The organism is Candidatus Nitrosopumilus koreensis AR1 (genome assembly GCF_000299365.1).
GTDB lineage: Archaea > Thermoproteota > Nitrososphaeria > Nitrososphaerales > Nitrosopumilaceae > Nitrosopumilus > Nitrosopumilus koreensis.
This window is the reverse complement of the sequence record NC_018655.1, coordinates 955351-980286: the sequence shown is the minus strand read 5'-3', so window position 1 is coordinate 980286 and position 24936 is coordinate 955351. Positions and strand designations below refer to the sequence as shown.

Annotated in this window: 35 protein-coding genes; 16 read left to right on the top strand and 19 right to left on the bottom strand. The window is 34.1% G+C overall.

Going from position 1 to position 24936, the window contains the following annotated elements; all coding sequences use genetic code 11:
• The first annotated feature begins 2 nt into the window (after window positions 1-2).
• Window positions 3-710: a tetratricopeptide repeat protein gene (locus NKOR_RS05820; protein WP_014963437.1), complete on the top strand. Its 708-nt coding sequence runs from the start codon at window positions 3-5 to the stop codon at window positions 708-710.
• A 7-nt stretch (window positions 711-717) separates the two neighbouring features.
• Here the strand turns inward: NKOR_RS05820 and NKOR_RS05815 are convergent, their stop codons facing one another.
• Window positions 718-1893, bottom strand: a complete 1176-nt coding sequence (locus NKOR_RS05815) for an adenylate/guanylate cyclase domain-containing protein (protein ID WP_014963436.1) — start codon at window positions 1891-1893, stop codon at window positions 718-720.
• A 338-nt stretch (window positions 1894-2231) separates the two neighbouring features.
• Between NKOR_RS05815 and NKOR_RS05810 the strand changes: the two genes are divergently transcribed.
• The 3 genes from NKOR_RS05810 (at window position 2232) to NKOR_RS05800 (ending at window position 6900) form a co-directional block, all read left to right on the top strand.
• Window positions 2232-3044: a helix-turn-helix transcriptional regulator gene (locus NKOR_RS05810; protein ID WP_014963435.1), complete on the top strand. Its 813-nt coding sequence runs from the start codon at window positions 2232-2234 to the stop codon at window positions 3042-3044.
• Window positions 3045-3243: 199 nt separating this feature from the next.
• Complete coding sequence (locus tag NKOR_RS05805) at window positions 3244-6024, top strand: hypothetical protein (RefSeq protein WP_014963434.1); 2781 nt, start codon at window positions 3244-3246, stop codon at window positions 6022-6024.
• A gap of 78 nt (window positions 6025-6102) precedes the next feature.
• Window positions 6103-6900 carry a hypothetical protein gene (locus tag NKOR_RS05800; RefSeq protein ID WP_014963433.1) on the top strand — a complete coding sequence of 266 codons (798 nt, stop codon included), beginning with the start codon at window positions 6103-6105 and terminating at the stop codon, window positions 6898-6900.
• Between the two features lie 171 nt (window positions 6901-7071).
• On the opposite strand, the gene NKOR_RS05795 is transcribed toward NKOR_RS05800, so the two are convergent.
• From NKOR_RS05795 to NKOR_RS05785, 3 genes are all read right to left on the bottom strand, one after another.
• Window positions 7072-7251, bottom strand: coding sequence for a hypothetical protein (locus tag NKOR_RS05795; RefSeq protein WP_232202928.1), 180 nt, complete (start codon window positions 7249-7251; stop codon window positions 7072-7074).
• A gap of 107 nt (window positions 7252-7358) precedes the next feature.
• Complete coding sequence (locus NKOR_RS05790) at window positions 7359-7808, bottom strand: hotdog family protein (protein ID WP_014963431.1); 450 nt, start codon at window positions 7806-7808, stop codon at window positions 7359-7361.
• A 2-nt stretch (window positions 7809-7810) separates the two neighbouring features.
• Window positions 7811-9577, bottom strand: a complete 1767-nt coding sequence (locus NKOR_RS05785; RefSeq protein WP_014963430.1) for an SDR family NAD(P)-dependent oxidoreductase — start codon at window positions 9575-9577, stop codon at window positions 7811-7813.
• Between the two features lie 142 nt (window positions 9578-9719).
• Between NKOR_RS05785 and NKOR_RS05780 the strand changes: the two genes are divergently transcribed.
• Genes NKOR_RS05780 through NKOR_RS05770 form a run of 3 tightly spaced genes read left to right on the top strand, consistent with a single transcriptional unit; the run spans window position 9720 to window position 10787 of the window.
• Window positions 9720-10112: a DUF6659 family protein gene (locus tag NKOR_RS05780; protein ID WP_014963429.1), complete on the top strand. Its 393-nt coding sequence runs from the start codon at window positions 9720-9722 to the stop codon at window positions 10110-10112.
• A gap of 58 nt (window positions 10113-10170) precedes the next feature.
• A complete protein-coding gene (locus tag NKOR_RS05775; RefSeq protein ID WP_014963428.1) occupies window positions 10171-10407 on the top strand; it encodes a hypothetical protein in 237 nt (78 codons plus the stop codon).
• A gap of 2 nt (window positions 10408-10409) precedes the next feature.
• Entirely contained in the window at window positions 10410-10787 is a 378-nt protein-coding gene (locus NKOR_RS05770) for a hypothetical protein (protein ID WP_014963427.1), read from the top strand.
• Here the strand turns inward: NKOR_RS05770 and endA are convergent.
• From endA to fbp, 5 genes are all read right to left on the bottom strand, one after another.
• Complete coding sequence (gene endA / locus NKOR_RS05765) at window positions 10784-11320, bottom strand: tRNA-intron lyase (protein ID WP_014963426.1); 537 nt, start codon at window positions 11318-11320, stop codon at window positions 10784-10786. The genes NKOR_RS05770 and endA overlap by 4 nt on opposite strands.
• A 79-nt stretch (window positions 11321-11399) precedes the next feature.
• On the bottom strand, window positions 11400-12053 hold the full coding sequence (locus NKOR_RS05760; protein WP_014963425.1) for a DUF47 domain-containing protein: 654 nt from the start codon (window positions 12051-12053) through the stop codon (window positions 11400-11402).
• A 66-nt stretch (window positions 12054-12119) separates the two neighbouring features.
• Window positions 12120-13886 (bottom strand): ATP-dependent DNA ligase, encoded by a 1767-nt coding sequence (locus NKOR_RS05755; RefSeq protein ID WP_014963424.1) that lies wholly within the window; start codon window positions 13884-13886, stop codon window positions 12120-12122.
• Window positions 13887-13922: 36 nt separating this feature from the next.
• Window positions 13923-14330, bottom strand: coding sequence for a hypothetical protein (locus NKOR_RS05750; protein WP_014963423.1), 408 nt, complete (start codon window positions 14328-14330; stop codon window positions 13923-13925).
• A gap of 65 nt (window positions 14331-14395) precedes the next feature.
• Window positions 14396-15532 carry a fructose-1,6-bisphosphate aldolase/phosphatase gene (gene fbp / locus NKOR_RS05745; protein ID WP_016939934.1) on the bottom strand — a complete coding sequence of 379 codons (1137 nt, stop codon included), beginning with the start codon at window positions 15530-15532 and terminating at the stop codon, window positions 14396-14398.
• A 76-nt stretch (window positions 15533-15608) separates the two neighbouring features.
• Between fbp and NKOR_RS05740 the strand changes: the two genes are divergently transcribed.
• The 3 genes from NKOR_RS05740 to NKOR_RS05730 are packed head-to-tail and all read left to right on the top strand — an operon-like array spanning window position 15609 to window position 17171.
• Window positions 15609-16628, top strand: a complete 1020-nt coding sequence (locus NKOR_RS05740) for an elongation factor 1-alpha (RefSeq protein WP_338032545.1) — start codon at window positions 15609-15611, stop codon at window positions 16626-16628.
• Between the two features lie 11 nt (window positions 16629-16639).
• On the top strand, window positions 16640-16948 hold the full coding sequence (rpsJ, locus tag NKOR_RS05735; protein WP_008299200.1) for a 30S ribosomal protein S10: 309 nt from the start codon (window positions 16640-16642) through the stop codon (window positions 16946-16948).
• A gap of 22 nt (window positions 16949-16970) precedes the next feature.
• Window positions 16971-17171 (top strand): TFIIB-type zinc ribbon-containing protein, encoded by a 201-nt coding sequence (locus NKOR_RS05730; RefSeq protein ID WP_016939234.1) that lies wholly within the window; start codon window positions 16971-16973, stop codon window positions 17169-17171.
• On the opposite strand, the gene NKOR_RS05725 is transcribed toward NKOR_RS05730, so the two are convergent.
• The 3 genes from NKOR_RS05725 to NKOR_RS10570 all read right to left on the bottom strand — a co-directional run bounded on the left by NKOR_RS05725 (window position 17172) and on the right by NKOR_RS10570 (window position 18194).
• Window positions 17172-17303, bottom strand: a complete 132-nt coding sequence (locus NKOR_RS05725; RefSeq protein WP_016939932.1) for a hypothetical protein — start codon at window positions 17301-17303, stop codon at window positions 17172-17174.
• A gap of 67 nt (window positions 17304-17370) precedes the next feature.
• Window positions 17371-17781: a hypothetical protein gene (locus tag NKOR_RS05720; RefSeq protein WP_014963419.1), complete on the bottom strand. Its 411-nt coding sequence runs from the start codon at window positions 17779-17781 to the stop codon at window positions 17371-17373.
• Between the two features lie 290 nt (window positions 17782-18071).
• Window positions 18072-18194: a hypothetical protein gene (locus tag NKOR_RS10570; RefSeq protein ID WP_016939232.1), complete on the bottom strand. Its 123-nt coding sequence runs from the start codon at window positions 18192-18194 to the stop codon at window positions 18072-18074.
• A gap of 74 nt (window positions 18195-18268) precedes the next feature.
• Between NKOR_RS10570 and NKOR_RS05715 the strand changes: the two genes are divergently transcribed.
• Window positions 18269-18778 (top strand): TIGR00725 family protein, encoded by a 510-nt coding sequence (locus NKOR_RS05715; RefSeq protein WP_014963418.1) that lies wholly within the window; start codon window positions 18269-18271, stop codon window positions 18776-18778.
• Window positions 18779-18810: 32 nt separating this feature from the next.
• Window positions 18811-19062, top strand: coding sequence for a hypothetical protein (locus NKOR_RS05710; RefSeq protein WP_014963417.1), 252 nt, complete (start codon window positions 18811-18813; stop codon window positions 19060-19062).
• Here the strand turns inward: NKOR_RS05710 and NKOR_RS05705 are convergent, their stop codons facing one another.
• Window positions 19063-20202, bottom strand: coding sequence for a 3-hydroxyacyl-CoA dehydrogenase (locus tag NKOR_RS05705; protein ID WP_014963416.1), 1140 nt, complete (start codon window positions 20200-20202; stop codon window positions 19063-19065).
• Window positions 20203-20256: 54 nt separating this feature from the next.
• Between NKOR_RS05705 and NKOR_RS10035 the strand changes: the two genes are divergently transcribed.
• From NKOR_RS10035 to NKOR_RS05695, 3 genes are read left to right on the top strand one after another with little or no spacing between them, the layout of a single operon-like run.
• Entirely contained in the window at window positions 20257-20424 is a 168-nt protein-coding gene (locus NKOR_RS10035; RefSeq protein WP_014963415.1) for a hypothetical protein, read from the top strand.
• A 1-nt stretch (window position 20425) separates the two neighbouring features.
• On the top strand, window positions 20426-20710 hold the full coding sequence (locus NKOR_RS05700) for a hypothetical protein (protein ID WP_014963414.1): 285 nt from the start codon (window positions 20426-20428) through the stop codon (window positions 20708-20710).
• A gap of 28 nt (window positions 20711-20738) precedes the next feature.
• Window positions 20739-21146 (top strand): HIT family protein, encoded by a 408-nt coding sequence (locus NKOR_RS05695; protein WP_014963413.1) that lies wholly within the window; start codon window positions 20739-20741, stop codon window positions 21144-21146.
• Between the two features lie 2 nt (window positions 21147-21148).
• On the opposite strand, the gene NKOR_RS05690 is transcribed toward NKOR_RS05695, so the two are convergent.
• From NKOR_RS05690 to NKOR_RS05675, 4 genes are read right to left on the bottom strand one after another with little or no spacing between them, the layout of a single operon-like run.
• Entirely contained in the window at window positions 21149-21814 is a 666-nt protein-coding gene (locus tag NKOR_RS05690; RefSeq protein WP_014963412.1) for a DnaJ domain-containing protein, read from the bottom strand.
• 58 nt (window positions 21815-21872) lie between these two features.
• Complete coding sequence (locus NKOR_RS05685) at window positions 21873-22229, bottom strand: cupin domain-containing protein (protein WP_014963411.1); 357 nt, start codon at window positions 22227-22229, stop codon at window positions 21873-21875.
• A 2-nt stretch (window positions 22230-22231) separates the two neighbouring features.
• A complete protein-coding gene (locus tag NKOR_RS05680) occupies window positions 22232-22687 on the bottom strand; it encodes a cupin domain-containing protein (protein WP_014963410.1) in 456 nt (151 codons plus the stop codon).
• A gap of 2 nt (window positions 22688-22689) precedes the next feature.
• Window positions 22690-23052, bottom strand: a complete 363-nt coding sequence (locus tag NKOR_RS05675; RefSeq protein WP_014963409.1) for an SHOCT domain-containing protein — start codon at window positions 23050-23052, stop codon at window positions 22690-22692.
• A gap of 82 nt (window positions 23053-23134) precedes the next feature.
• Here NKOR_RS05675 and NKOR_RS05670 point away from each other — a divergent pair, with 82 nt between their 5' ends.
• Window positions 23135-23839: a hypothetical protein gene (locus NKOR_RS05670; protein ID WP_014963408.1), complete on the top strand. Its 705-nt coding sequence runs from the start codon at window positions 23135-23137 to the stop codon at window positions 23837-23839.
• On the opposite strand, the gene NKOR_RS05665 is transcribed toward NKOR_RS05670, so the two are convergent.
• Window positions 23834-24655 (bottom strand): tetratricopeptide repeat protein, encoded by an 822-nt coding sequence (locus tag NKOR_RS05665; RefSeq protein ID WP_014963407.1) that lies wholly within the window; start codon window positions 24653-24655, stop codon window positions 23834-23836. The genes NKOR_RS05670 and NKOR_RS05665 overlap by 6 nt on opposite strands.
• 34 nt (window positions 24656-24689) lie before the next feature.
• Window positions 24690-24812 (bottom strand): hypothetical protein, encoded by a 123-nt coding sequence (locus tag NKOR_RS10565; protein WP_016939231.1) that lies wholly within the window; start codon window positions 24810-24812, stop codon window positions 24690-24692.
• Window positions 24813-24936: the final 124 nt, after the last annotated feature.

The following is a 24936-nucleotide window of genomic DNA, read 5'->3' as shown; positions in this document are numbered from 1 at the left end:
TTATGAATGACATATCCTCATTTTATGCAAAAAAAGCTGAGAAATTAAAAAAGGATAAAAAATTCGAGGAGGCGCTGAAACTGACAAATAAAGCAACTCAAATTAAACAAGAAGAAGAATCTGAAAATTTTTGGTATTCTCGAGCTGTGCATTGCTGTGAATTGGGGGAGTATGAGGATGCCGTGAACTGTCTTGACAAAGATTTGTCTGTACACAAAAAAAGCTATGAAACTTTTTTCTTAAAGGGACTTCTTTTAATGCAATTAACTCACCATGCTGAAGCAATAGAGTGTTTTAACAAAGCAGCTGAAGAAAGAAATCAAAACTATCTGCAAAGTAACAAAAAGGCAGAACGACTGAAAAAAGCTCACAAGTTTGAAAAAGCACTGTTATATGCCGATCTAGCTATTAATGAAAAACAACTGGATAATGAATTTTGGTATAACAAAGGATTGTGTTTTTTTCATCTGAAAAAATATGTTGAATCTAATGATTGTTTTGCACATGCATTAGACGTTAAAAATGATGATTTCAAAACACTTTATGCTCAGGCAAAATGTGAATTATTTTTGGAAAATGAATCCAAATGTCTTGAAATTTTAGAAAATATATGTAAACATGATTTAGTTTGCAAAGAAAAATTACGTGTGGATCATGATTTTGCTAGATTGTCTAAAAACAAGGGATTTCGAATGATTTTGGGGTTGTAGTGTACGTCTAATATTCCACTCTAATTATATCGTCAAAAAATATTTTATCATTTTTTTGCCATGAAGTAACATATGACATTCCTTTAGATGTTTTTTGTGTTTCTTCTAGACAAGTTTTTTTATTGTTTTTGTCTATTAGAAAGAATTTTGGATGTATGTTTGAAACATTTTTTGGTGTGATCAAATTTAATTCAAAACTATCAGTATCCATCAAAAATCTATGTTCAAAGAAATTACTTGGTTCATTTTTTTCATATGTTACTCTGATTATGCGTCCTTGACTTCCTTTAAAGACTGGTCGTGCTAGTTTTATGGTTAATTGTTTGGAAAAATCAGTAGATGTAATTTTTGATATTTCTAATTCTTGTTTGTTTTCATCAAACGCTCTTATGTTTAAATCACCAATGTCTAGTTTTGTATGTGACATAATTTCAATTTGAATATCATATATCGGTTCTGTTGAATTATTTACAAAATCATAAATCCTTTCAAATGCTAAATTGTTTTTTTCTGAATCTTTTATTTTTATATTAAAAATAATCTTTTGACATGTGGAACTATGATTTGATTGTGTTTTAGTAATTTGATTAGTTTTTTTTGGAGGTTCACTATTTCCAAATTCTGAACCGTGTATAGAGTAAACTAAAAGATCTTCTCCGTGTTTTATTGTAAAATTTTGAATGGGAAAAATCATTTTCTCATAGTCATTTGATAATTCAAAGAGATCATTGACCATGCTTGAAGGAATTAAAATGTGGTTAGATTCCCCCAGATCCATCACTCTTCTTGCAAGAACTGCACCTGGCCCCCATAAATTGACATTTCCAAACATGTCTTTTACAATAAAAATATGGCCTACATTGCACCCAATTCTAATAAAGATCTTTTCAGTATCATATGCTTGTTCGTTATATCTTCTGAGTTTCTGATGCAGTTCTACTGCAAGAGAGACGGGTTGCTCTAATCCATCTTTGAACGCAAGTAGCATCCCATCTCCAGTTGGTAAAATAAATAATTCATTTTTTTTGGTTAATGCAAAAGTTTTACAGTCATAGATCATTGAATTTAATTTTTCAATTTTCATTTTTTGGGTCTCTGTTGAAATAATGGGATTTGACAATCCTACAATGTCTGTGAAAAAAAATGCTGCGTAGATTAAATCTTCAGGTGCCTCATTACTCAATACAATTCATTTCTTATTTTATGAAGATAATTTTTAATGTTATGGGAACTTTTTTGTATAATTTTGTAATTTTTGATGGTTTTGTGCGTAATATAGATTAATTTTCATTAGCTACTATTGTAACAATTAACATTTTTGTTAATTGAAATATTTATGAAAATAGTCCTATTTTACTAATATGCGAATAATGTGTTATACTATTTGTTTAGCTTGTCATAAACCAGCAATAATTGTCGATGAAGTACGTTATTCTGGAATGCGTGGAATGTGCTTAGAATGCAATGGCAATTGGCCTGAATCTTAATTGTCATAGTAACCTTTTTGTCTGATCTTTTTTCATGCTTTTTGTGAGTTGGGATTCTGAAAGTATATCTTCTGAATTGTTTGAATTAGCTAGTGAACAGCGACTAGATATTTTGCAAAAACTATCAAAAAATAAACTCAACAATTCTAAACTTGCAGAGATTTTGGATGCAACTAAACCTGAAATTCATAGAAATGTGTCCCGACTGTCTAAATCTGGATTAATCGAAAAAGACACTGATGGAAATTACAGCTTAACTACATATGGTAAGGCAGTACTAGTTCAAATTCCTTCTATCACTTTCTTTTCTGACAATAAATCATATTTTAGCAAGCACACATTGGGAAATCTCGATGCAAAATTTATTCAAAGACTAGGTGCATTAACAAATAAAAAAAATATCAAAGGATATGTGAAAACTTTGGAAAAGTGGCGTCAAATTCATGAAAACGCTAAAAAATACATCTACAATATTTTGTCTGAAGTTCCATACTCTGGAGATGTTGTAGAAGTCATTTCAAAGCAATTAAAAAATAAAATTGAAATCCATTCAATTTTTTCAGACGATGTCATAATTCCTGAAGAGCGGAAAAAAATCTTTGAAGAAAAAGGATTTCAAAAATACATCCAGAGCGGAAACTTGAAGAGGAAAATCAAAAAGGATGTCGATATTGCTGTTTTAGTTACTGATAAGGAGGCAGCCGTATTTTTCTCTGATCTTGAGGGAACCATTGATCTGAGTCAGATGTTTTATAGTGCCGATCCAAAGTTTCGTGAATGGTGTTGTGACTATTTTGAATGGTGCTGGGAACAAAGTGTGCCATTTCAAGAGGCAAAACTGTCTTGAGTAGTTATTTTTGTATGAAAAATGTAACATATGAATAAAGTTTTATCATATTAGTTTTCATCATTCTTGTGGATAATTATATAGAGGATATTGAGTTCACAAAAATTGAAATTATCTTATTATTTGGAGTATTTTTTATTTTTTACCTTTTATTGTATTTCCAATCGATGATAATCATGCTTCGTCAAAAAATGAAATTTTGCTAGAATTTTCTAATCATGAATATGTTACCACAAAAGAACTAATTGTAAAAAAAAATCCTGAACTAGAAGGAATAGAGTTAGAAGAAAGTATTTACAAACACCTAAAGTCATTTGAATATCAAGATAGGATATACATTGCATTTGGTATAGCGATGTCTCTTTTGATTTTAACTGTCTATTTATCACGAAAAGGCTATACCTCATATACCCCGTGGTTGGAAAAATTAGCAAATGATAAACTTGAATTTGATTTAAAATTTTTTCAATTTGTTGATGACAAGAATGACTATTCTAAATTAAAGGAATTTTATCGTCGTACATTTAAAAAAGAATCTAATGATGGAAAAGCACTTGAGATAAAAACAGAAGACCTATTGGATTGGAAACCTATTGATGAAAATGAAAAATGGTATAATGTATTTACTGAAAAAATAGACTACCGGTTTTATGAAATTGGATTTGAAAAATTATGGCCTGAATGGAATGAAATTAATTATGAAAATAAAAATGATGGAGGCATTGTTTTTGAAAAAGATGACGAAGGTGAATTCATTCCAAAAAAGGATCGTAGTTTAGAACTTTTTGCAAATCCTGAATTAGTTCCTGACATGAGTAATTCTGAAATCAAAAAAGAATTGGAGATGACTAAGACACAAATACAAAATGAATTGAGTGCTAAAGAAAAATATCTTATAACATTACAAAAAAAATTGGATAAAATAAAACCTAAAAACATCAAAGATCTTGATAATGATATAGGGGAAAAGAAAGTTGAATTAATAAAAAAAACCAAAGAATTGAAGGAAATCAATGATCAAATTGTTGTATTGAAGAAAAAAATGTTTATCTTAGAAAAATTAAAAAATGAATTTAAAAAAACTAGTACTCCTGAAAATTATTTGGATGCTATAAAAACAATAATTGATGAAAAAATAAAAAAAATAACTAAAGAACGTGAAGATAAATCAAATGAATATGATAAGAATTATAAAATAAAAATAAAAATGGGGGAAGATTTAGACACTTTAAAAACAAATTCAGAAAAGCTAAAATCTTCGGAATTAAAAGATACTGAATCCAAACTAACAAATACCAAACTTCGAATACGAAAACTTAGTTCTAGAAATAATTTATTGTCTATTAAGAATTTAGAAAATAATCAAACAGTCTTGGATGCAATTTTAAATGAATTGACTATTTTCATTGAAGATGGAAAAAAAATTCAAGAATTAAAGAAAATATTGCTACGAAAAATTCAGAATGATGTTGCATATTATGCTGTGATGATAAATTTTAGACGTGGTCTGGAAAAAGCAACAACTAGATGGCTTCTGGCAGATGCAAAATTACACACCACTGAAAAAATTAGAGTCAAAAAAGACTCCCAACAAAAAGATGTTGGTGGAATTGATTTAGAGTCCACAATAATAGGTGTTATAGAAACTATCGAAAACAAATTATCTGTACCCTATGCAGGTGGTACAAATGAACTACAAGAAAAAAACGTTGATGCAATGAAGTTGAAATCTATTGTAACTGATTCTATAGAAACTATAGGGCACAAATTGTTTGGTACTAAGACTAGTGGTACAAATGAACTACAAGAAAAAAACGTTGATGCAATGAAGTTGAAATCTATTGTAACTGATTCTATAGAAACTATAGAGCACAAATTGTTTGGTACTAAGACTAGTGACGAAAATGATTTTGATGTGAATCTTGATGATATCGTACCTGAATGTACTGTGGACTCTAATGAAGAGATACGTGAAAAAATTAACAATATTCAATGTAAGCTTATTGATCGTAATGAATGGGATACTTCTGATTGGAGGGCAATGGGATCGATTTATTATAAATGGAAAGAGGATGGTAAAAAGGACAAAGACAGGCATGCTGGTATAGAAGTAGCTGATGAACCAATTTCTGAAAAATTAAATAAAAACTACAACAAAATATTCAAAAGTTGGTTGAAAAAAGAACCTCAACCAGATCCTACTGAAGTTGCATGGAACAAAAATAGAACAATTCGTGCAGTTCACGGCATAGTGAAATCATTTGGATTTCCTGAAGGTGTAAAAGCTGGTAAAGCTATTGTATTCTTTGGAGTAGTTTTTGCACTAATAATTTCAGTTGCGTTAACAAATTCTTTGGATATTGTTATTGATACATTACAATTACCTGCAAACTGTGGGGAATTTGGTGCTGATGACTGCTATCATGCAGACTATTATTTCCTAAAATCTAATTTTATAGATTATCAATACATGATAATTCTTTTATTATGTTTTTTTCCTCTTGGTATACTATTTTATCATCAAGGGGTTATTTTTTTATCGGCAAATGCATCTGAGGAATTAACTTTAGGAAATAAACCATTAATCTTTGTAAATTTTCTAGTAATTTTACTACAAGCTATTGTTGTTTACTTTTTAGCAGCAAGTATAGGTGATGTTAATGCATTTCTTAGTTTTTTGATGGTTTTAGTTTTCATTGATGCTGCATGGGTAACAATCTTTACTTGGAATGATATGAGGGATGAAGTTAGGGATGCTCCTGTTTATTTGGAATGGATAGTTTTTGATATTATAATAGGTATGTTTGCATGGATATTTTCAATACATTATGCATATGTGTCTCCTGCGTATGTTGATGATGGGTGGACACAAAATTTGTCTATATTCTTAATGTTGTTAATAGCTTTGGCTACAAGAGCTGCTGTTGATTATTCTTATGGTTGGAAAAATTTCTGGTCCAAATTTGCTGACGTTGAATAAGTTTTTCATATAAAAGTAATATCATTAATTAATAGATGACATAAACTAATTTATTCATCCCTTATGTAGTCCCGTCAAATGAGTAATGAAGGAGTAACTGCCAGCAGCCCTATTGGGCAAACTTCTCACGGGATAAATTACAAGATTATTGCGTTAATTGTAGGGCTTACTATAGTTGATCTTCTTTATGGTTTTTACTTTTTTGAGGGCACTCATTTTGATATAAAAGATGGATTTTACATGGCTGGCATTGCCACAGTTGGTGCATTTTCAATCGTAGTTGCCAAAAAATATCATGGCTCTGAAATGCTTGGAAAAGCATATCTGTTTTTGGGATTGGGATTCTTTGCTTGGTTTATTGGTGACCTTGGGTATTACTATCAACAGTTTGTTTTAGACATTGATCCTTGGCCATCTCCATTTGATGCAGGTTTTGCTGCAAACTATGTTTTTGCAATCTTGCATCTTTCACTTAACACCAGATTCTTCAAACCCCAATGGAGTACGGCTATGAAAGCCACACTTGTCATCATTCCAATTGTTGCAGTTGGCAGTTTTACTGTAGTTGCGTATGAAGCTTGGGGAGTTTATGATGAGCTTTTATTTGATCTGGCTTATAGTAATATCTTTGTTATTGGAATATCTGTAACTCTTGCTTTTGCAGTTATAGGTGTAAGCGTTTTTCGTCACTCTGTTCTCAAAGAAACTTGGTTGTTATTAGCACTAGGAATATTTTTGTGGACTGTAGCTGACTCTATCTATTATTATCTGGAAACAATAGAGGCTTTTACGCATAACCATCCAATCAATTCTCTTTGGTCTGCTGCATTTATGCTAATCATTTATGCACTGTATAAACACATGAAAGCTCTCTAATTGCTCCAAAAATGGTATTTTTTTAAATGAGATTCTAATTCTATAATGGAAAATTTCTCTAAACAACTAGAACAAGTATAATTTTTCATCATGAATTCAAATTGTTGTTTTTCATTAAAGTAATTTACTAAGAAATTATTCTAGTATTTCTAAATGATTTAAAAGCATGTATTACATCATAGTTTTTCCACATTTTATGCATGAAATGGTACCATTATGGGAAAACTTGTGCTCGCATCTTTGAAAACCGCTTGCCATATCTGACATGAATTCTTCTAGGTGTTCTATGGTGTGGTTTTCATCTACCGCAGTGCTAAACTCTTTCAAGTAATCAGGCTCTTTTCTGTACATTCTCATCTACAACTATGTATGTTCTGTGTGTTAATAGAATCAGCTTGTAAAGCAGCTAAAAAATTAGTAACTTAGCTATTATCTAACTACACATTCTGCGTTAGATTTTATCGTGGAGGCTCTTTTTTGATTCTGTAGATGTTTCTTTTTGAAAGTACAATGATTTCTCCTTCATTGTTTGTTCCCTCATAGTCTACTGCAATCTTTCCAAACTCATCGTCGATATCTTCTGTTTGTGAAATAGTGAATTTTAATTTCAGCACTTGATCGGTGTATAATGGTTTGAGGAATCGTGTGTTTCTATTTTCCCAATCTGGGTCTCCATCTGTTCCAAGAAAAACAATGTGATTTCCATAAATCTGACTGAGTCTTGTAAATTCCCCTTCCATTCTTGATAAAATTGCTCGCCCTGAAACTATTTGCTCTCCACCTTGCTTGTCTTCTAAGAACGCGTTTCTGACTCTAGAAAAATTCAGATATTCTTCTAGTTCTTTGTCTGAAATACTACATGTAGAATAAAATGAATCTCCTACTCTGAATTCAGAAAACTTCTTCATTCTTATCTTGATTCGTCTACACAGAAAGTTACTTCAGATGATGAAGCAGCATTTTCAGATACTAGGAAATTAAATGCATCTGCAATTTTTTGATTGTCTGGCTCTGAACCAGTAACAGAACCTGGGAAAATAGTAAACATCCTGATTTTTGATTTTAGAACATCACTTAGTTCTTGATTAACTGTAGTTGTAAATGGTCTTAGTGCTCCTCTGAAAACTTCAACTTGTGCTCTTTGGGTACCTGTTACTTTACGTCCAATTGGCAAATCTGGTCCAATTATCATGATGGCCCCTGTTGTATCTTTGAAGAGTCGTGGGTCTTTTCCTCCACCTGGCACAAACTGTTCTAGTGCTCTTTGGGCAACTGTTGCTGGAGTTGAGATGAATTTTGCAACCAACTCCTCCCATCCTGGTCTGGTTAATTCTGTTAGTTTTCCAACTTCTGGTAGTTTCCCTGTAACGTGAACTACTGCTAGTATGTCTCCGATGTTTGTCTTGGCAGTGTTTAGCCATCTTTCTACTTCTTCAGGGTTTTTGATATCTACAACGTGTGAGTGGAATTTTCCACTGATAGAATCCTGAATTTCTTGAGGAGTTGATTGTGAAATGAAACATGCAACTTTACCACCATTTTTCTCAACATGTTCCGCCAAGAATTCTACTCGCTCAGCATCTGTTTTGTCTGTTCCATCAATAGTGAAAACTACAGCTTTTCCACTAAAATCTGGTTGATGGACTCCTGGTGTTGTGGTTCCAATGTGTGGTTTTACTGGATAAAATACTCTGTCTCCTGGAATGACTTTGCCGTTTAGAATCTTTGCGATTTCATCATCACACAAATTCAGAACTGATTCTGCAACTTGTGATTGTGACAAAAATTCTCTGTTTGCAATCATGTGAGATGTATTGTTTTGAACTTTTTCAGCTATAGTTTGAATTTTGGTTAATAGATTTGTAAATGTCTCCGTTAACTTTGCAACATCTCTGCCGTTTGCTAATTTTTCGGCTGTCTTTGCAACTCCCTCTTTGTCTATTCCTTCTGCTTGTATGCATTCTAGCAAATCATCTTTTGCCTCTTCAACCTCAACTGGACTCAAATCTTCAAATCCACTTACTCTCATAAACTCGGCTGCAGCTTTTGGATATACTGTCTTGTAAATTCTATCTGAATGAACTGGTCCTGGGTTTGTTGCAATTGATATTATTCCTTTATCTGTTAATTCCCATGACATGGCCTCAGCCAGTCTGTTCTTTGCCCCTTGTGATGCAGTATATGGACTTCTAAATCTGTAAGGTCTTTGCTCTAAAGGCCTTTCTTCAGTAAAGAATGTCGAAATTGTGATTATCTTTCCTCCTTCTTTCATAACTTTTAGTGCTTGCACAGAACCCCAAAACGTTCCAGTTAAGTGGATTCCAACTGTACTTTTGAATTCCTCTAGTGGTGCGTTTGCAAAACACGTTACTGGTCCTGAAACTCCTGCATTGTTAATTATGTAATCTACATTTACTCCTTCGTTTTTTAGGGTATCAAACATTTCATTCATTGCTGTCTCATCGGCAACATCTACTCCTGCAAAAATTTTGACTGTTGCATTTACTCCTTGTGGGATTTTTCCCTCTAGTTCTGCTGCAGCTTCTTGTAACGGTTCTTTTCTTCGACCGAGAATGATCACACTGGCACCATTTTCTACAAATTTTGTTGCGATGGCTTTTCCAATACCTGTTCCACTTCCTGTAACTAGTGCAACTTTATCTTGGAATTTTAGCATGATAAAGTCTCAAATCTTTTGTAATATTTAATTGGATTGATCCTGGCATAATTCTGACTCTGGAACAAATGAATTCCTGCATAGACAAAAAATGAAAACTAGGTTTTTGAAATACATATTAAATATCATACAAAAATGAATTATGGCTCTACTTTCAGCTGATGATCTTAAGAAATTGGATAAGGCCTGTACTGAATTATTTGAAGAAGAAAAGGTGCGTTATGTTGGAGTCATAAACGAATTAGGAAGACTAGTTGCAGGAGGTTTTAAGAAAGGAATAACGCCCTTGCTTCCAGATGAGAGGTTAAGGATGCTATACATGCAGATGCAGCTTGACTTTAACATGAGGCAAGAACTAGATGACATTCTGGGCCCTATTGACTATATTGCCTCAAGGAGAAAAAATCAACTGATAATTAGTGTCCCTATTGGAGAGAATCTTGTTTTAATTACTGCAGAACCTGATGCCGATGACAAGAGAATTATCAAAAAAGCCGAAGAATTGTTTGATGAAATAACAATTACTACGATTTAGATCTAATGTATCAAATACACAACTAATCTTTATTTGTGGGTATGATTCATGATTTTTTATGCATGATACAGAGCCAGATACATTTGTCTATCAAACATGGCCTGAGAAATTTAGTGGTATGCTAAAAGAGATCGGTGTAGATTCTGAATCCAAAGAAATTGGAACCGATGATGTTGAACAAGGTGATTATTACAGTAGATATTTTGCTCACACAGCAAGAATGATAACTAATAGAGGATGTCTTGATGTCAAGAACTCCAACATAGACGTAATTCAAATTATTCAAAAGGGGTAAAAATGCAAGATCCAAATCCAATGCCTTGGGGCGCACTAGACAGATATCAAGCACACTTCATTGTAAGAAAAGATGTTGGAACATCTGTAGGTAATTTTGTTGCAAAAACCAAATTAAAAACACGTGGCCATTTTGCTGCAAAAACCGTTGAAAAAGTAGAATGGGATGGACCTGGAAGTCTTGCCTCTAAACTAAATGCTGATACAGAACTCAATGAGATGATTGCAAAACAGTCAGTAAAAGATGCAACAATCTATGTAGAGCCAACAGAAAAAGCAGTAAGAATCCGTAGTAAATGGGATAATCATTTGTCTTTTGGAATCACAAAAGATCTTTTTGATATTTATGACCGCATTGCAGGTCACATAAAATCAATCTAGGCTTTCCACCAATCTAAAGCTAAAAAGTCAACACTGTCTTTACCTTTGGGAATTGCTAAAATGAATTGTTTTCTTACTGTTGTTGCTAGTCTTCCGGCAAGTACAATTCCTGTTGATGTTATTGGTTCATTTCGATTATACACTTGGATTAAGAATGGTGCATGATCTATTCCTGGCCCTTTCTCATAAACTGCAAAATCACAACCAAACTTTATTCCAGGATTGATGATGTAACCTTTGTCTCTAAAGTTTTTGTAAACTAGATATTTTTTATCAAAATCATGATGTTCTTTTTTACAAATTTCTATCATCTGTTCAACTGAAACTTTGTGTTTTGATTTTGATATTGAAATTTTTTTGTTTTCTAATAAATACAATGACTCAATTAAATCTAAAACTAGAGGTGCATCAATTTCTTCAATTTTTGGTTTTGGAATTCCAATGGGTTTTCCATAGTATCCATTACTGAAAAGTTTGCGTGAATCTTCAATATTCCAAACAATCACTCTGTTTTCGATTAACTCTCCTTTCATAATTTCCCAACAACATTAGTGTATATGAATTCATTAGATTCGAATGGAAAATAAAGTAAAAATGTAGATTTTGGTTTTTCTATAGGCTCAATGCTAACAAAATGAAAGAATCTGATACTCTTTGGCATTTGTCTGCCATCTCTTCAATTCCTTCAATCACATCTTTCATTAACATCAGTTCTTTGGTGTTGGTGACTTCGGTTAGAAGTTTTATTGTTGCTTGTCTGTATTTGATGTCTATTTCTCTTTCAATTGTCTGTGTTTCTTGTGCTAATTCAATTGCATTTGCAGTGTTTGTGTTAAGACTTCTGATGATTTCATTTAGTTTGTAGACTTCGTCTACAACTAATTCAATTAGTTTTGTCAAGTCTTTGTCTAATTTTGAACTTTTTAGTGTAGTTGGTTTTACGTTTGAGAGTTTGAATGATATTCCAGTAATGTAGCCTGCAATCTCATCCATTGTGTATGCTGTGTTTAGAAGATTTTCTCTGTTCATGATCAAACCTCCAACATCTGCTACTTCTCGTGTGATCTTTCTTCTTAGATTTTCTACTTCTTCTTCAATTGTTGAAATCTGTTCTAGTGTGTTTTTGATTCCTGTCTTGTCTTTTTTCATCATCAGTTCAGGAAGTGTTGCTAATTCTCTAGATGCATTAAGAATTCTGTTGATTTCGTCTTGTAAAACTGCGATAGCCTTTCTTTTTGCTTGAACTTCAAGCTCTCCACTATACATAACAAAAACTACCAATTCCTGAGGTAATTTAAATCCTCTATGATCTTTGATATTTTTTGAGCATGGTTACATGAGACTTTTGTCATGTGCCACTTTTTTCTGACCTTGGTATAACGTAATTACTTCTTCATTTGTAGATGCGTCTTCTGCCATTTTTTCAACTCTTATCTTTCCAGTAAACTTTGGGAATCTCAACGCAAGTCCTGCACCTTTTCTGACTTTGTCTCTTGCTGCTTTGTGGATTGGACTGAGTGTAATTTCAGATGCAACTACTTCTATTACTAATTCTGGCTCAAACCACACATCAGCTTCCATCTCGCTATCAATGCGTGGGTTTTTCTTGATTGTGACTTTGGGATTTAGGATTTGATACAATTGATCTAAATCTTCATCTGAAAATCCTGTCCCAACTTTACAAATACTTGTGAATGTATCCTCGTCTTCCTCATATGTTGCTAACAACAAAGTTCCATAGCTCCCAGTTCTTCTTCCTTTTCCAAAGAAACCTCCTATTACTACAAGATCTAAACTGTCTCCCAGTTCATTTTGATATTCTCTTTTGAGTTTTAGCCAATGACTTCCACGAGAACCTGCTTGGTATGGTTTATCCAGCATCTTTAGCATCAAGCCTTCACTTCCAGCGTTTATGCTGTTTTCAAAAAAGTCTTCAATGTCATTTTCATTTTTTACTATTGCCATTGGAATGTGTTTTACAAAATCATCTTCTTTCACAACTTTTTCAAGTTTTTCTCTTCTTTCTTTGTAGGCTAACTCTAAACAGCTTTTTCCATTGCAATACAAAATATCAAACAGATTAACTGTGATTGGATATTGGGTAACTGCTTTTTCTATCTTGTATTTTCTTCTTCTATGCATTAATTCCTGAAATGGTAAAAACTCTCCCGTGTTTTCATTGATTGCAACTGCTTCTGCTTCTAGTATTATGTTCTCTGCCTGAATTGTTTTTGGAATTTTTTCTATAATGTCTGGATAGTAACTTGAAATGTTTTCTAGACTTCTTGAAAACAAAACAACCTTGTCCCCTTCAACATGTAACTGAACTCTTTCTCCATCTAACTTGTATTCTGCTGCAAATGATTCTCCCATTTTTTCAATTGCTTCTTGTTCGCTCTTTACTCTGTCTGCAAGCATTGGTCTGATTGGATTAAACAAAATTATCTTGAGTTTTTCAACTTCTTCTAATCCTTCTTTTGCTAAAATCTCTGCGACTTTTCCCAAGTCGCTAGAAACATTGTATGCATGTTCTAGGACTTTTCTGTTTTCTTTGTTTCCTGAAAACGCCATTGCCAATGCATCCATTACTGTATTTTCTGCAATACCTAGTCTGAGTGTTCCTAACAAAATTTTTAGGATGAAACTTGCTTCTAACGGACTTGCATCATTTAGTAGACTAGAAATGTATTTCATCTTCATGTCCTGTGATCTGTTTCCTTCTGACTTTGCAATTTTGAATAATGTTTCGTAAACTCGTTCTACTGTAATGTCTTCTACAAGAAATGTTGTTTGCGTTTTTTGTTCTAGTATTATGGTTGCAGCATGTCCCAAGTCTCCGCTTTTCCTGTACTCATCTTCAATTTTTTTAACAGGAATTCCTGAAGATTTTGAGATTGCTCGTATCGCAAGTTTTTCTGCAATCCCTAATTCAATCCCTTCAAAATCTGGTCTTAACTTTCCTTGAAGAAGATAAACTATCTTTGAAATCACATCTTGTGGTGTCTTTTCAAATAATTCTACCAGATACTGAGTTAGCTCTAATCTTTTTCTAGTTGATTCCATCTTGTTAAATGCATCAGCTAACACAGAAAACTCCATTCTAATTCTTTACGTAATGTTGAATAAAAATTGAATCTAGATGTATCTGAAAATTGTTGGCTTGTCTGACTTTGGAAGATCAGATACGAGCGCAAAATTGTATAATGGATATGATTTTTTGTATTGTTTCATAAAACTCCATGCTACATCATGTGTTTTGAACTCTGTTCTTAACCCATCAATCTGGCTCTTCTTTCCAAATACGTCAAATGGAATCACTGAATATTGTTTTGGACGGTTGTGAGGTTTTGCCTTTAGAAGCCATGCAAGTGCAAACACAAAGACTGCTCCTAATACCACGTATTCTCCTGCAACTTTGAAAAAGTCCAAAATTACCCCTGGTATGGTTTGACCAAATAGGACTGCCATGAAATTTGAAAATGAAATAACAGCTATTGCTGTGAATATGTATGTCTTCCAATCAAAAATCTTTTGAAAATCCATTTTACCCTAAGTTTGATAGTGTCTTTTTTGATTTAACTATTTCTTATGATTTGCAGATGTGGTAACTAGTCTGGATCTTCGTAATTCTCTTTCTTCTCGCCACTAGATGTGGTTCCTTCCATTGGCTTCATTTTACTTTCAAGAACATCCATTCTTGCTCTATATCCTTCAGCATATTCTAACTCGGATGGAACAAGTGTTGCTGGATGTATGAATCCTTGACTCCTGATTGCCATTGCTTTTTCTGTGGCTCTTTCTCTAATTAGATCCCAGTCTGGGGTTGAGAACCCGTCAAATGGACCAGTAAACTTTCCATTGTGCATGCTAAACACAAGTGATTCGACTATTGGAATGCAAAAGTTGATTGTTGCAGCTGAGTTTAGTTTTACAGGCATTAAGGGCATGTTGTGACTTCCCCTTGTGTTTCCTGCAACAAAGTGCGGATTGTTAAAGACACTGCCCACTTCTTCAGTTGCTGGGAATCTTTTTTGTGTTCTAACGACACAGATTGGATCGTCTTTTCCAACATATGTTCCTGCAATGTTATGTAATCTATCAGTTGATGCAGCTAGAATTGGCTCCCCATCTTTTGTAGTGACTGAATCTACGACATATCTTCCTGGATACATTAATGCAGCTTCAATTGTTGGTTTGTCTTGCCATAATTCTAATTCTGCAATCTGAGCTTTTTCAACATCCATGATGTTGATTTTAACTCCTTCTGCAAGATTCTTGTTTACAATTAATCCTGTGTTGCTTAATGCGTCAACAAACATTCTGTAGATTGGATAGTTAAATGCTCCTGGTTCTGTCTTATCAGCTGCAAACACTGTAAATGCCTCGTTTGGTCTTTCTTCAAATTCCATCTCTGCGACTCCTGGACCCATTCCTTTCACATTTCCTGAAAAAGAGTCTTTGAGTAAATCTTGTCCTGCACCATACAGTCCCTCTTCTTTTGCGACTTGAGTTCCTGCCATGAATGCATCCCATGCTAATTTGTGAATCTGTTGATTGTCTACTCCATGAGTATGGGACATTACAATATGTGTGTCATCTCCGCAATATCCTATGTAATAATCAATAAGCAAATCTGCTGAATTTTTGACGGTATTTTTAATTGCGTCTAATAATCCGTCACTAGGTTTTGTATGTCCTCCGATCCCGCCGACATCGGCTTTGATAACTGAAACTGTAATTTTCATATTTTCCATTTTTGTCCCTTTGATTTATGTGCTTTTAGCAAAGTCTTCTGATCTGAAATTAATTGAAAAATTTTAGATTTTTTTTCAAAAATTCATAACAGTAATAAATGCCCTCAGACACGCAGTCGCAGCAGTCTTAGTACTTTCAGCAAAAGAAGGTGAAACCGATACTGCAATTGCTGCAGGTGGTCAAGCAAGAGAACACGCATTCTTGCTCAAGACTTTAGGTGTAAACCAACTAATTGTTGCAATCAACAAGATGGATGATAGCAACTATTCTGAAGAAGCATTCAAACTAGCCAAAGAGAAGGGCGAAAAATTAGTTAAATCTGTAGGTTACAAACTAGAAAACGTACCATTCATTCCAGTTTCTGGATGGAAAGGCGACAACTTGGTTAAAAAATCCGAGAACATGCCATGGTACAATGGCAAAACACTACTTGAAGCATTTGATGACTTTACTGTAGCAGAAAAACCAGTTGGAAAACCACTACGTGTGCCAATCCAAGATGTTTATACCATCACTGGCGTTGGTACTGTTCCAGTAGGTAGAGTTGAGACAGGAACTATGAAAGCAGGCGACAAAATTGTTGTAATGCCTTCTGGTGCTCCTGGCGAAATCAAATCTATTGAGACTCACCACCAAGAGATGCCATCTGCAGAAGCAGGTGATAACATTGGTTTCAACCTTAGAGGTGTTGAGAAGAAAGATATCAAAAGAGGAGATGTTCTGGGAAGTCCTGACGCTCCTCCTAAAGTTGCAAAAGAATTCAAAGCACAAATCATTGTAATTCATCACCCAACAGCAATTGCACCTGGTTACACTCCAGTAATGCACGCACACACTGCACAAGTTGCAGCAACAGTTACTGAGTTCTTACAAAAGATCAATCCAGCAACTGGTGCAGTAGAGGAAGAGAATCCAAAATTCCTCAAAGTTGGGGATTCTGCAATTGTAAAAATCAGACCGGTAAGACCAACTTGTATTGAAACATTCCAAGAGTTCCCTGAGATGGGTAGATTCGCCCTTAGAGATATGGGTGCAACTATCGCAGCAGGAATCGTTAAGGAAATTACCGAAGAGTACAAACCATAGGCGGATTTTTTATGACCCAAACCGCCCGTGTCAAACTCACATCAACCAGTCTACCTAAACTAGATGGTGTTTGTGGGGAAATCATGGGTATCGGTAAAAAAACCGGTGTAAAGGTAAAGGGTCCAACACCACTTCCTGTAAAAAGATTACATGTTGCTACTAGAAAATCTCCATGCGGAAGTGGAACTGAAACCTATGAAAAATGGGAGATGAAAATGCATAGAAGAATTATCAATATCAACGCTGACGATAAAGCAATTAGACAATTAATGAGACTGAAAATTCCTGATGATGTCTACATCGAACTCTCACTAACATAATCTCTAAATTACAGAAATTTTGATGATAAACATGGCTGAAGAAAACTTTGACGAAGAAGAATCTACTGTAGAAACATTTGATGTAAACTACTCTTGCCTTAGATGTGGAACTCTAGTCTCAAACAGCGAACTATCTCGCTTGCCTGAAATCAAATGTATTTGTGGATTTAGAGTATTTGTTAAAGCAAGACCTCCTGTAGTCAAAACAGTAAAAGCAATTTAGTTATCTGTCTTTTTTGTAACTATGTTCTCTTTGTAAATGAGTTCTCATATCTTCCATGTTTGAGAAATATTTATCGCACTCTTTACAATCATACTGCAAATCTTTTCCATGAACAATCTGTTTGTGATTCATCAATTCTTCTTGCTTTGAAAATTTCTTGTCACAAATACTGCATTTTATTTTTTAAAAAACCCAACTGTTATCCAAACTCTGCCTTTTTTTCATCCCAGCACTTCCTGCAAAGCTGACCGTCAATCTTCCATTTTCCTTTTGGATTATATCTGATCAATCCCATCTTTGCACCACACAACGAGCAAAAATTTTTCTTTTTTCCAAATGATTCTTCTTTCTTATCAAAACATGGTTTGCAAAGAAGTCCTTCCATATCCCATTGCCATCTTGGCTCCCACAAGTCTGTTATTTTTTGAGTTTTTCCACACTCTGCACATGGTTGTCGTACTTTTCCCTCATAGTACTCTTTTTGTTTTTCAAAATGACAATCACCGCAAAGTGGGCCTTTGATGTTCCACTCTCTTTTTGGTTTGTGTTTGTGGGTTAGTTCTTTATTACAAATAGTACAAAATGATGGTTTTCTGCTAAATAATCCCATTTCAAATTTACATAGTACAGCTTATTCTATAAATGTAAAGCAAAATGTAAGTTCTATTTCTATAATTCTATTGTTTCTAAAATTAATTCCAAAAATGCTTTTCTATTAAATGGTGCTCTAATTTCTCTACTGGAAACTCTTCTGAACAATTAGAACACTTGTATGTTTTATCCATAACTTCATTAGATCAAATTCGCCCATTAATGATACGGTACTTTAGACCCATGATCGATTCCAAACTGGAATTTTATGTCTTAAATGTAAGCAAAATAAAAATAACAAAAAAGCGTTTATTCGCTTAGAATCTTCTCAAGAGCTTGGCTTGCATTTAGCATTCCATTTTTCTTAGCATACTCTTCGATCATTTTGTATTGTTTTTCAGTAAAACATACTGGCATTGAACGTCTTTCCATGCTATACAACAGTATTTTTTACTAATATCCTTTTCTCTCGGAAGCTATTTCAAACCATTTTTCTATTTTGGAATATGGTAAAGAAAAGGCAGATCTTAGTTATTGGCAATAATACCAAGGGATGCTTGCCTAACCATGAGAAGATTGCATATGAGGTAGGAGTAGAAATTGCAAAATCTGGTTCTGTTTTAATTTGTGGGGGATTAGGTGGTGTAATGACTGCTGCAGCTCATGGTGCTAAAGATGCAAATGGCTTGACTGTTGGAATTATACCTCAAAATGATCCTTCAGAAGCAAACGAGTTCTGTGATATTGTAATTCCAACTGGGATGGGACTTGCTCGTGATTTTCTTAATGCATTGTCTGCTGATGGTGTGATAATTGTAGGTGGTGGTTCTGGAACTTTGTCTGAAACCTGTGCTGCATACATGCACAAAAAACCTATGGTTGCAATCAGAAATTTGAATAGCTCAGTTGATCCATACATTGATGGATATCTTGATCACCGAGAAAATATCAAAATAGTTGGAGCAGATACTCCTCAAGAAGCAGTTCAAAAAATTCTGGAATTACTCTCCCCATAATCTTCTTTAATCAAAAGTTCGTATATTGTATAATGGTAATTCAAAATGATGAGGAATGCAAACAACTCATTGATAAATTAGACAAGGGGTTGCCTCCTCAAATGATAGATGAAATCATCTGCTATCTTGAGACTACAAAAAATTCTGAATTTACCATGACTTTGGTAAAATATCTAAACAATCAAAACATTCAGTCAAGAAATTCTGTGTGGGCACTAAGCAGCCAGATTGCAATGATTGGAGAAGATGTAGGTAAAATAAAAGAACATCTGGGAATCCATTAATTATTGCATGGACACTAACAACGGATCTGGTTTGTAAAACTCTCCGTGTTCTTTGGCAAGTTTGTTTAGCTCATCTACAATATTTTTGATGCCTATCTCTTTTGCTGTTTCAAATAATGGTTTTTTTAGACCTAATCCTAACTGTGCTGCTTTTTCAATCTCTTCAATATCACTTGCTCCATTTGTGACAAGCCATGCTGCGTTGTTTAGAATGTTGGCAACAAGTTGAATTGGGTTGCATTTTTGTGCCAATTCCTCAGACAGTGTAACTCTTTCATACTTGTCATCTGAATATTTGTAATACCCCTCACCTGATTTTTGACCTAACTTTTTTTCATCAAACATTTTTTCAACTAATGGGTGTGGATTGATCACTTTTTTGTCTCTCAAATGCATCTCCACTGTTGCTTTATGTATTACATCCATGCCTGTGAAATCTGCCAATTCAAAGATGCCCATAGGAAATCCTAGCTTGAATTTTACTGCCGAATCAATCTCTTCAAGAGTTGCCCCAGTTCTATCTTTTACATAACATGCTTCGTGAACCATTGGGATGAATAATCGATTGATGATAAATCCTGGAACATCTTTTCTGCATAATACGGCTTGTTTGTTAACTGATTTTACAAAATCTTTGGTCAGTTCAGTAACTTCTTGAGATGTTTTCTCACCTGGAATTACTTCTACTAGTTTCATTAATTGTGGAGGGTTGAAGAAATGAATTCCAATAAATTTGTCTGGTCTCGATGTCGTATCTGCAATCTCTGTTATTGGCAATGTGCTGGTGTTTGATGCAAAGATGACTTCTGGTGCTGCAACTTGATCTAGTTCTGCATAGACTTTTTTCTTCAAATCCATAATCTCTGGCACTACTTCTATTACTAACTCTGCATCTTTTACAGCTTCTTTCAAATCCACAACTGGTTTGATTCTACCAAAAATTGCATCAGCCTCTTCTTTAGATATTTTTTCCTTTGAAACTAATTTATCTAAACTCCATCTTATTTTCTCCATTGCCTTATCCAAGAATCCTTGCTCGATATCTCTTAGAACAATATTGTATCCTGCAGTGGCTGATACTTGTGCAATCCCGTGTCCCATTACTCCAGAACCTAAAACGGTGATATTTTTTATCGTCATGTTTTTCCCAAAATCACGTATCCTTTATAATGTATTTCAAAATTTTAACAAAATATGGGTTTGTTCAAACGTAACAAGGACAAGGATAACCAAACAAAATGTGATACGTGTGGTACAGAACTACATGATCCTGAACGCCTGAAAAGACATATGAAAAAAGCACATGGAAATGTTCCTGCAAAGAAATTAGATCCTAACGCAGGCGATGGCGGTACTTGGTAGAATGGAAATTAGCTCCAGCCAAAAGGCGGGTTTAATCTTTGGAGGTGCATTTGTGGTTGCAGGATTAGTATTATCCACACTTGTGTTTCCATTTTGGAATTTAATTCGTGAAGATGTCTACGAAGATGTTGAACTTTTGAACAACGATAACGGAATATGTTATGTCGAAACTAGTGATGCCGTACCAAAAACAATTGAAGATTGTACTCTTGTTCCTGGAGATGTAGTAACCATAAAGTTTGGCAAAGGGCTGGCATGGGCAACAATTGTTGAACCAAGTCAATGATTTAATATCAAAAAAACTATGAAACATTATGGATTGCATTTTTTGTAAAATCATTGCAAAAGAAATCCCTTGTAAAATACTTGGAGAGTCTGCTAGTTCTATTTCATTTCTTGATGCCTTTCCGCTTGCAAAAGGACATGTTCTGGTGATTCCAAAAAACCATCACCAAAAAATTCAAGACATGTCTGATGCTGAAAACACCGATTTATTTTCATTTGTACACAAGATGATCTCCAAAGTTGATTCAATTTCAGGTGCAACTTTAGTTGCAGTTCATAATGGAAAAGAAGCAGGACAAGAAGTTCCTCATGTGCATGTGCATTTGGTTCCAAGAAGTTCTAATGATTCTGCATCTGCAATACACAGCATGTTTGATGGTACCTTGAAGTTATCTGATTCTGAATTAAATGAACTATATGAAAAACTAAAAATTTAATCTCAATACGGATACATTCTCTCTTTTGTGTCCGTATCTTCAACAATTATTGCTTTTGTGGGACAAGTCATTGCCGCATCCATAATCTTGTTTACTCCCGCACCTTTTGGATCAATCACTGATGATTTTGGATTCATCATTTTCTCTTTGTTGATTTGAAATACATCTGGTGCAATTATCTCACAACTGCAACAACCAATACACAAACTCTTGTCTACATCTACAAAGAGATTGGGCTGTTTCTTAGGCTCTTTTGCCTTTTCATACTCTCCATTTCTTCCATCTGGACGAACTCTTGCGTTATACTCTTCCCAAAAATTTTTCTCATACTCTTTCCAAAAATCCGGATCCCCTTCTTCGAATTCTTTTGTGTATTTGCCCCAATCTTGTTCTGGAATTTTTTCATCCTCTGGAGCTCCCCATGGCTTTCTTTTGAAATCTGATTTTGGCCTTGATTGTTCTTTGTGATACACCTCATTTCTTTGATGGTGATTTTTTTTCAGAAATTCATATGCCTCTGTAATTTTTTTAAATTCTATATCTTCATTTTTGTTCTTACTTTTATCCGGGTGATGCTCTAGTGCCTTTCTTCTAAACGCAGATTTTATCTCCTCCTGGGATGAGTTGGAATCAACATCTAGTACTTTGAGAGCTTGATACGTATTCACTAAACTTAGAGATTTGCCATCTTTTAAAAATAATTTCTATTATTCATGTATGGGTTATTCATTCTAGCATGATCTCGTCTTCTGCTTTCCATGCTGGCTCTACTATGCATAAAAACCTCAAGTTTTGCTCTCCTGTATTTTTGATGGATTGTTTGGAGTTTGGTGGCACGCATGCAGAATCGTCTTTGTTTAGTTCTAGAACTTTGTCATCAATCATCAGACTTGCATTTCCCTCTAAAATGTAATAAATTTCAGATGATTTTAGTTTGTGAAGTTTTGATTTTTTTCCTGGCTCTAATGTAAATTGGGCAAGGCTGTAACCTATCTCTGTATTGTGCGGATCAAAAAACTGTTTGATCGTAGTTCCTTCGTTTCCTTGAATTGACTCTATCTCTGAATTTTTTCGTAATGACATTGCTAGATTATGTTGAAAGCCTTTGTCTTAAAATCTGATTCCCACCAAACTGTTTTGTATTCTGCATTTTTTCGTGGCAATATGTTGATTGCAATGTGAGAAAACGTCTTTTTTTTATCTATAGAACCATGAGTGTGAAGTGTCTTTGCAGGTATGTGCACAATATCTCCTTCATTCATAGTGATTCTTTCAGTTTTTTTTATCTTAAAGTCACTCTTGCTTGTTCCGTACTTTCGAAAAATCTCAAGACTTCCTTTTCCCTTTGTTGCAATTAATACTTGATTACCATTATGTGTATGAAGTTTAGTTCTTGAACCTTTTTCAAAATGAACATGATAGATGTCTTGGTCTTCTGATTTTATTTTTTCAGATAATACTTTCATCCATGTTTTAGATGTAAACCAATCAGGATTTACATTTCTTTTATCATTGATACCGTGAATGTTTGATTTTTTCATCTCTAAATTCTTCCTAGGATTTTCTTTTTCTTTGCTTGGAATTCTTTTTCAGTGATTACTCCTGCCTTTCTAAGTTTTCCTAGTTTTTCTAATGTTGCCAATTCATCATCTGTACTTGAAGATATGTTCTTTGCAGCAGTAATTCCCTCGCTAATTTTTTTGGCACCCTTTTTTTGCAATTCATCACTTTCTTTTTTTGCCTGCTTGCGGATTTCTTTGCTTGCTTGTGCTGCCTGTTTTGCAGTCATTGTTCCAAACTCTACTGCGTCTTCTAATACTTCATCGGCTCTTTTAACTCCTTCTTGAAGTGCCTTGTCTGCTTTTTTTAGAAACTTCTCAATATATCCTGCTTTTTTTGCTGCCATAGTTTTTAATGAATATCAAATCTATTATCTCTTTTCATGACAGAATCTGTTTAATAGATGGAATTGTATAATTTGTATAGTTTTGAACAAGACATATGATGTAAAGACTGTTGTTTTACGAAAAAATATAGATCTGGATGAAGCAACAGAAATCGTAGAAGACAAGAAAACAAAACCCTTCAAGTCATTGTTGTCCAGACCAAAAAAAGAACAGATTCACATCCATTCCATCAAACTATACTATGAATGCATACTGATGGTATCTGGAAAATACATTGCTGATTACTATCGAAAAGCCACTCACACCATCTCTGTTGATTCTAATGTAAAAGAGGTAGAACTGGGAGATGGTGTTTTTCAAACTCGCCCAAAATCCGTATTGGAGAAAACATTTGTTGGAAAGAAGGGCAAAAACAAGATTGACATAAAATTAGAAGAGCACGTATTTGTTGAAGAAGAAGATGAATTGACTTTTGATCATCATGGACGGGAGGTAAAATTCCCTTTCAAAGTAAACTCAAAAACTGTAGAGAATTATCCAAAGAGAATACTGCAAAAAAATGAGCCAAATATCAAAAGGCCCGAAATGACGTATGATGCTGCTTTGGAAAGTCTCAAATCACTTTTGAAAAAACCATTAGCAGCCGATGTTAGGGAACTCTCTGAAGAGTTTGTGTTACGTGATATCACTGAAGTGTATGTTCCAATATTTGAGGCAAGATTGATTGGACCCAAAAAGAAGGTTGAACTCATGCGAATAGACGCAGTACGTAAAAAAATTCTATAGTTTTATTATTTTTCTAAATTGATCATTGCTGTGCAACTTTGTAAATATTGGTTCTTCTTTTGCCCATGCCCGAATAACTTTGGGGCTTGTTGATACTGCTTGTTTTAGCATCTCTAATGATTCAGGATATCTCTCAAGTGCTGCTAAACTGCGTGATTTTGCATATAGGATATTCACATTGTCTTTGAATTTTTTTGAAATCTCATTAAAAACATCTAATGCTTTTTTGTGTTGACCTAATTCTGCCAACTGAACTCCTTTTTGAAAGAATGCATCCAAATTATTTGGATATTTTTTACACACATTAGAAAAGCAATTCAAAGCCTCTTCATTTCTCTTGAGTTTGCCTAACACTATTCCTTTGTAAATTAGTGCATTGGGTTTTTTTGGGTCAATTGAGATTGCTTTTTCTAAAACCGTTAATGCTTCTTCATGTTCTTGGAGTTTGTCTAACAGTACGCCTTTGTTAAAGTAGGCCGAAGCGTATTTGGGGTCTGCTTCAATTGCCTTTTCATAATATTCTGCAGCCCCTTGTACGTTGCCAATTTCTGCCATAGATATCCCTCTATTGTTTAGAGCTTGAGCATCCTTGGGGTTTATTTCTACAAGTTTGTCAAAACAAGTAATGGCGTCTTGATATTTTTTAATCTGGTTTAACGCTAATCCTTTTTGCAGTAATGCCTCTGTGTTTTCTGGCTCTTGTTTTAGGACTTTGTTGAATAATGATATGGCTGCTTTTGGCTGATTCCTTTCAACCATTTCCATTGCATCGTACATCAAATCTTCTGGATCTTCTTTTTTGCCAAACAGCCCCATAATCTTTCAAAAACCTCTTGCTCTGTAATTAATGCTAATTATTCAGTGATTTGAATTTCTTGATGGCTTCTTTTGCCATGTTTTCTTGTTCTACAGCTGTTGTCTTAGTAGGATCATTAGTTGCATATGGTTCATTTTCTTTCTTTTTCTTTTCCATGTATTTGCTAGATCATCATTTTATAAAAATCTGCTAATTTACCACCAAAACAAAATTATAATAATTGTATAAACACACATTCAAACCCTGATAGTTTTACACCTTTGATGGTCTAAAAATAAAA

Bases quoted from the DNA above. Each gene is read 5' to 3' on its own strand.
- NKOR_RS05820 (WP_014963437.1), top strand. From the start codon at position 3: ATGAATGACATATCCTCATTTTATGCAAAAAAAGCTGAGAAATTAAAA.
- NKOR_RS05810 (WP_014963435.1), top strand. From the start codon at position 2,232: ATGCTTTTTGTGAGTTGGGATTCTGAAAGTATATCTTCTGAATTGTTT.
- NKOR_RS05800 (WP_014963433.1), top strand. From the start codon at position 6,103: ATGAGTAATGAAGGAGTAACTGCCAGCAGCCCTATTGGGCAAACTTCT.
- NKOR_RS05795 (WP_232202928.1), bottom strand. From the start codon at position 7,251: ATGTACAGAAAAGAGCCTGATTACTTGAAAGAGTTTAGCACTGCGGTA.
- NKOR_RS05790 (WP_014963431.1), bottom strand. From the start codon at position 7,808: ATGAAGAAGTTTTCTGAATTCAGAGTAGGAGATTCATTTTATTCTACA.
- NKOR_RS05785 (WP_014963430.1), bottom strand. From the start codon at position 9,577: ATGCTAAAATTCCAAGATAAAGTTGCACTAGTTACAGGAAGTGGAACA.
- NKOR_RS05780 (WP_014963429.1), top strand. From the start codon at position 9,720: ATGGCTCTACTTTCAGCTGATGATCTTAAGAAATTGGATAAGGCCTGT.
- NKOR_RS05775 (WP_014963428.1), top strand. From the start codon at position 10,171: ATGCATGATACAGAGCCAGATACATTTGTCTATCAAACATGGCCTGAG.
- NKOR_RS05770 (WP_014963427.1), top strand. From the start codon at position 10,410: ATGCAAGATCCAAATCCAATGCCTTGGGGCGCACTAGACAGATATCAA.
- endA (WP_014963426.1), bottom strand. From the start codon at position 11,320: ATGAAAGGAGAGTTAATCGAAAACAGAGTGATTGTTTGGAATATTGAA.
- NKOR_RS05760 (WP_014963425.1), bottom strand. From the start codon at position 12,053: ATGTATAGTGGAGAGCTTGAAGTTCAAGCAAAAAGAAAGGCTATCGCA.
- NKOR_RS05755 (WP_014963424.1), bottom strand. From the start codon at position 13,886: ATGGAGTTTTCTGTGTTAGCTGATGCATTTAACAAGATGGAATCAACT.
- NKOR_RS05750 (WP_014963423.1), bottom strand. From the start codon at position 14,330: ATGGATTTTCAAAAGATTTTTGATTGGAAGACATACATATTCACAGCA.
- fbp (WP_016939934.1), bottom strand. From the start codon at position 15,532: ATGAAAATTACAGTTTCAGTTATCAAAGCCGATGTCGGCGGGATCGGA.
- rpsJ (WP_008299200.1), top strand. From the start codon at position 16,640: ATGACCCAAACCGCCCGTGTCAAACTCACATCAACCAGTCTACCTAAA.
- NKOR_RS05730 (WP_016939234.1), top strand. From the start codon at position 16,971: ATGATAAACATGGCTGAAGAAAACTTTGACGAAGAAGAATCTACTGTA.
- NKOR_RS05725 (WP_016939932.1), bottom strand. From the start codon at position 17,303: ATGAATCACAAACAGATTGTTCATGGAAAAGATTTGCAGTATGATTGT.
- NKOR_RS05720 (WP_014963419.1), bottom strand. From the start codon at position 17,781: ATGGGATTATTTAGCAGAAAACCATCATTTTGTACTATTTGTAATAAA.
- NKOR_RS10570 (WP_016939232.1), bottom strand. From the start codon at position 18,194: ATGGAAAGACGTTCAATGCCAGTATGTTTTACTGAAAAACAATACAAA.
- NKOR_RS05715 (WP_014963418.1), top strand. From the start codon at position 18,269: ATGGTAAAGAAAAGGCAGATCTTAGTTATTGGCAATAATACCAAGGGA.
- NKOR_RS05710 (WP_014963417.1), top strand. From the start codon at position 18,811: ATGGTAATTCAAAATGATGAGGAATGCAAACAACTCATTGATAAATTA.
- NKOR_RS05705 (WP_014963416.1), bottom strand. From the start codon at position 20,202: ATGACGATAAAAAATATCACCGTTTTAGGTTCTGGAGTAATGGGACAC.
- NKOR_RS10035 (WP_014963415.1), top strand. From the start codon at position 20,257: ATGGGTTTGTTCAAACGTAACAAGGACAAGGATAACCAAACAAAATGT.
- NKOR_RS05700 (WP_014963414.1), top strand. From the start codon at position 20,426: ATGGAAATTAGCTCCAGCCAAAAGGCGGGTTTAATCTTTGGAGGTGCA.
- NKOR_RS05695 (WP_014963413.1), top strand. From the start codon at position 20,739: ATGGATTGCATTTTTTGTAAAATCATTGCAAAAGAAATCCCTTGTAAA.
- NKOR_RS05685 (WP_014963411.1), bottom strand. From the start codon at position 22,229: ATGTCATTACGAAAAAATTCAGAGATAGAGTCAATTCAAGGAAACGAA.
- NKOR_RS05680 (WP_014963410.1), bottom strand. From the start codon at position 22,687: ATGAAAAAATCAAACATTCACGGTATCAATGATAAAAGAAATGTAAAT.
- NKOR_RS05675 (WP_014963409.1), bottom strand. From the start codon at position 23,052: ATGGCAGCAAAAAAAGCAGGATATATTGAGAAGTTTCTAAAAAAAGCA.
- NKOR_RS05665 (WP_014963407.1), bottom strand. From the start codon at position 24,655: ATGGGGCTGTTTGGCAAAAAAGAAGATCCAGAAGATTTGATGTACGAT.
- NKOR_RS10565 (WP_016939231.1), bottom strand. From the start codon at position 24,812: ATGGAAAAGAAAAAGAAAGAAAATGAACCATATGCAACTAATGATCCT.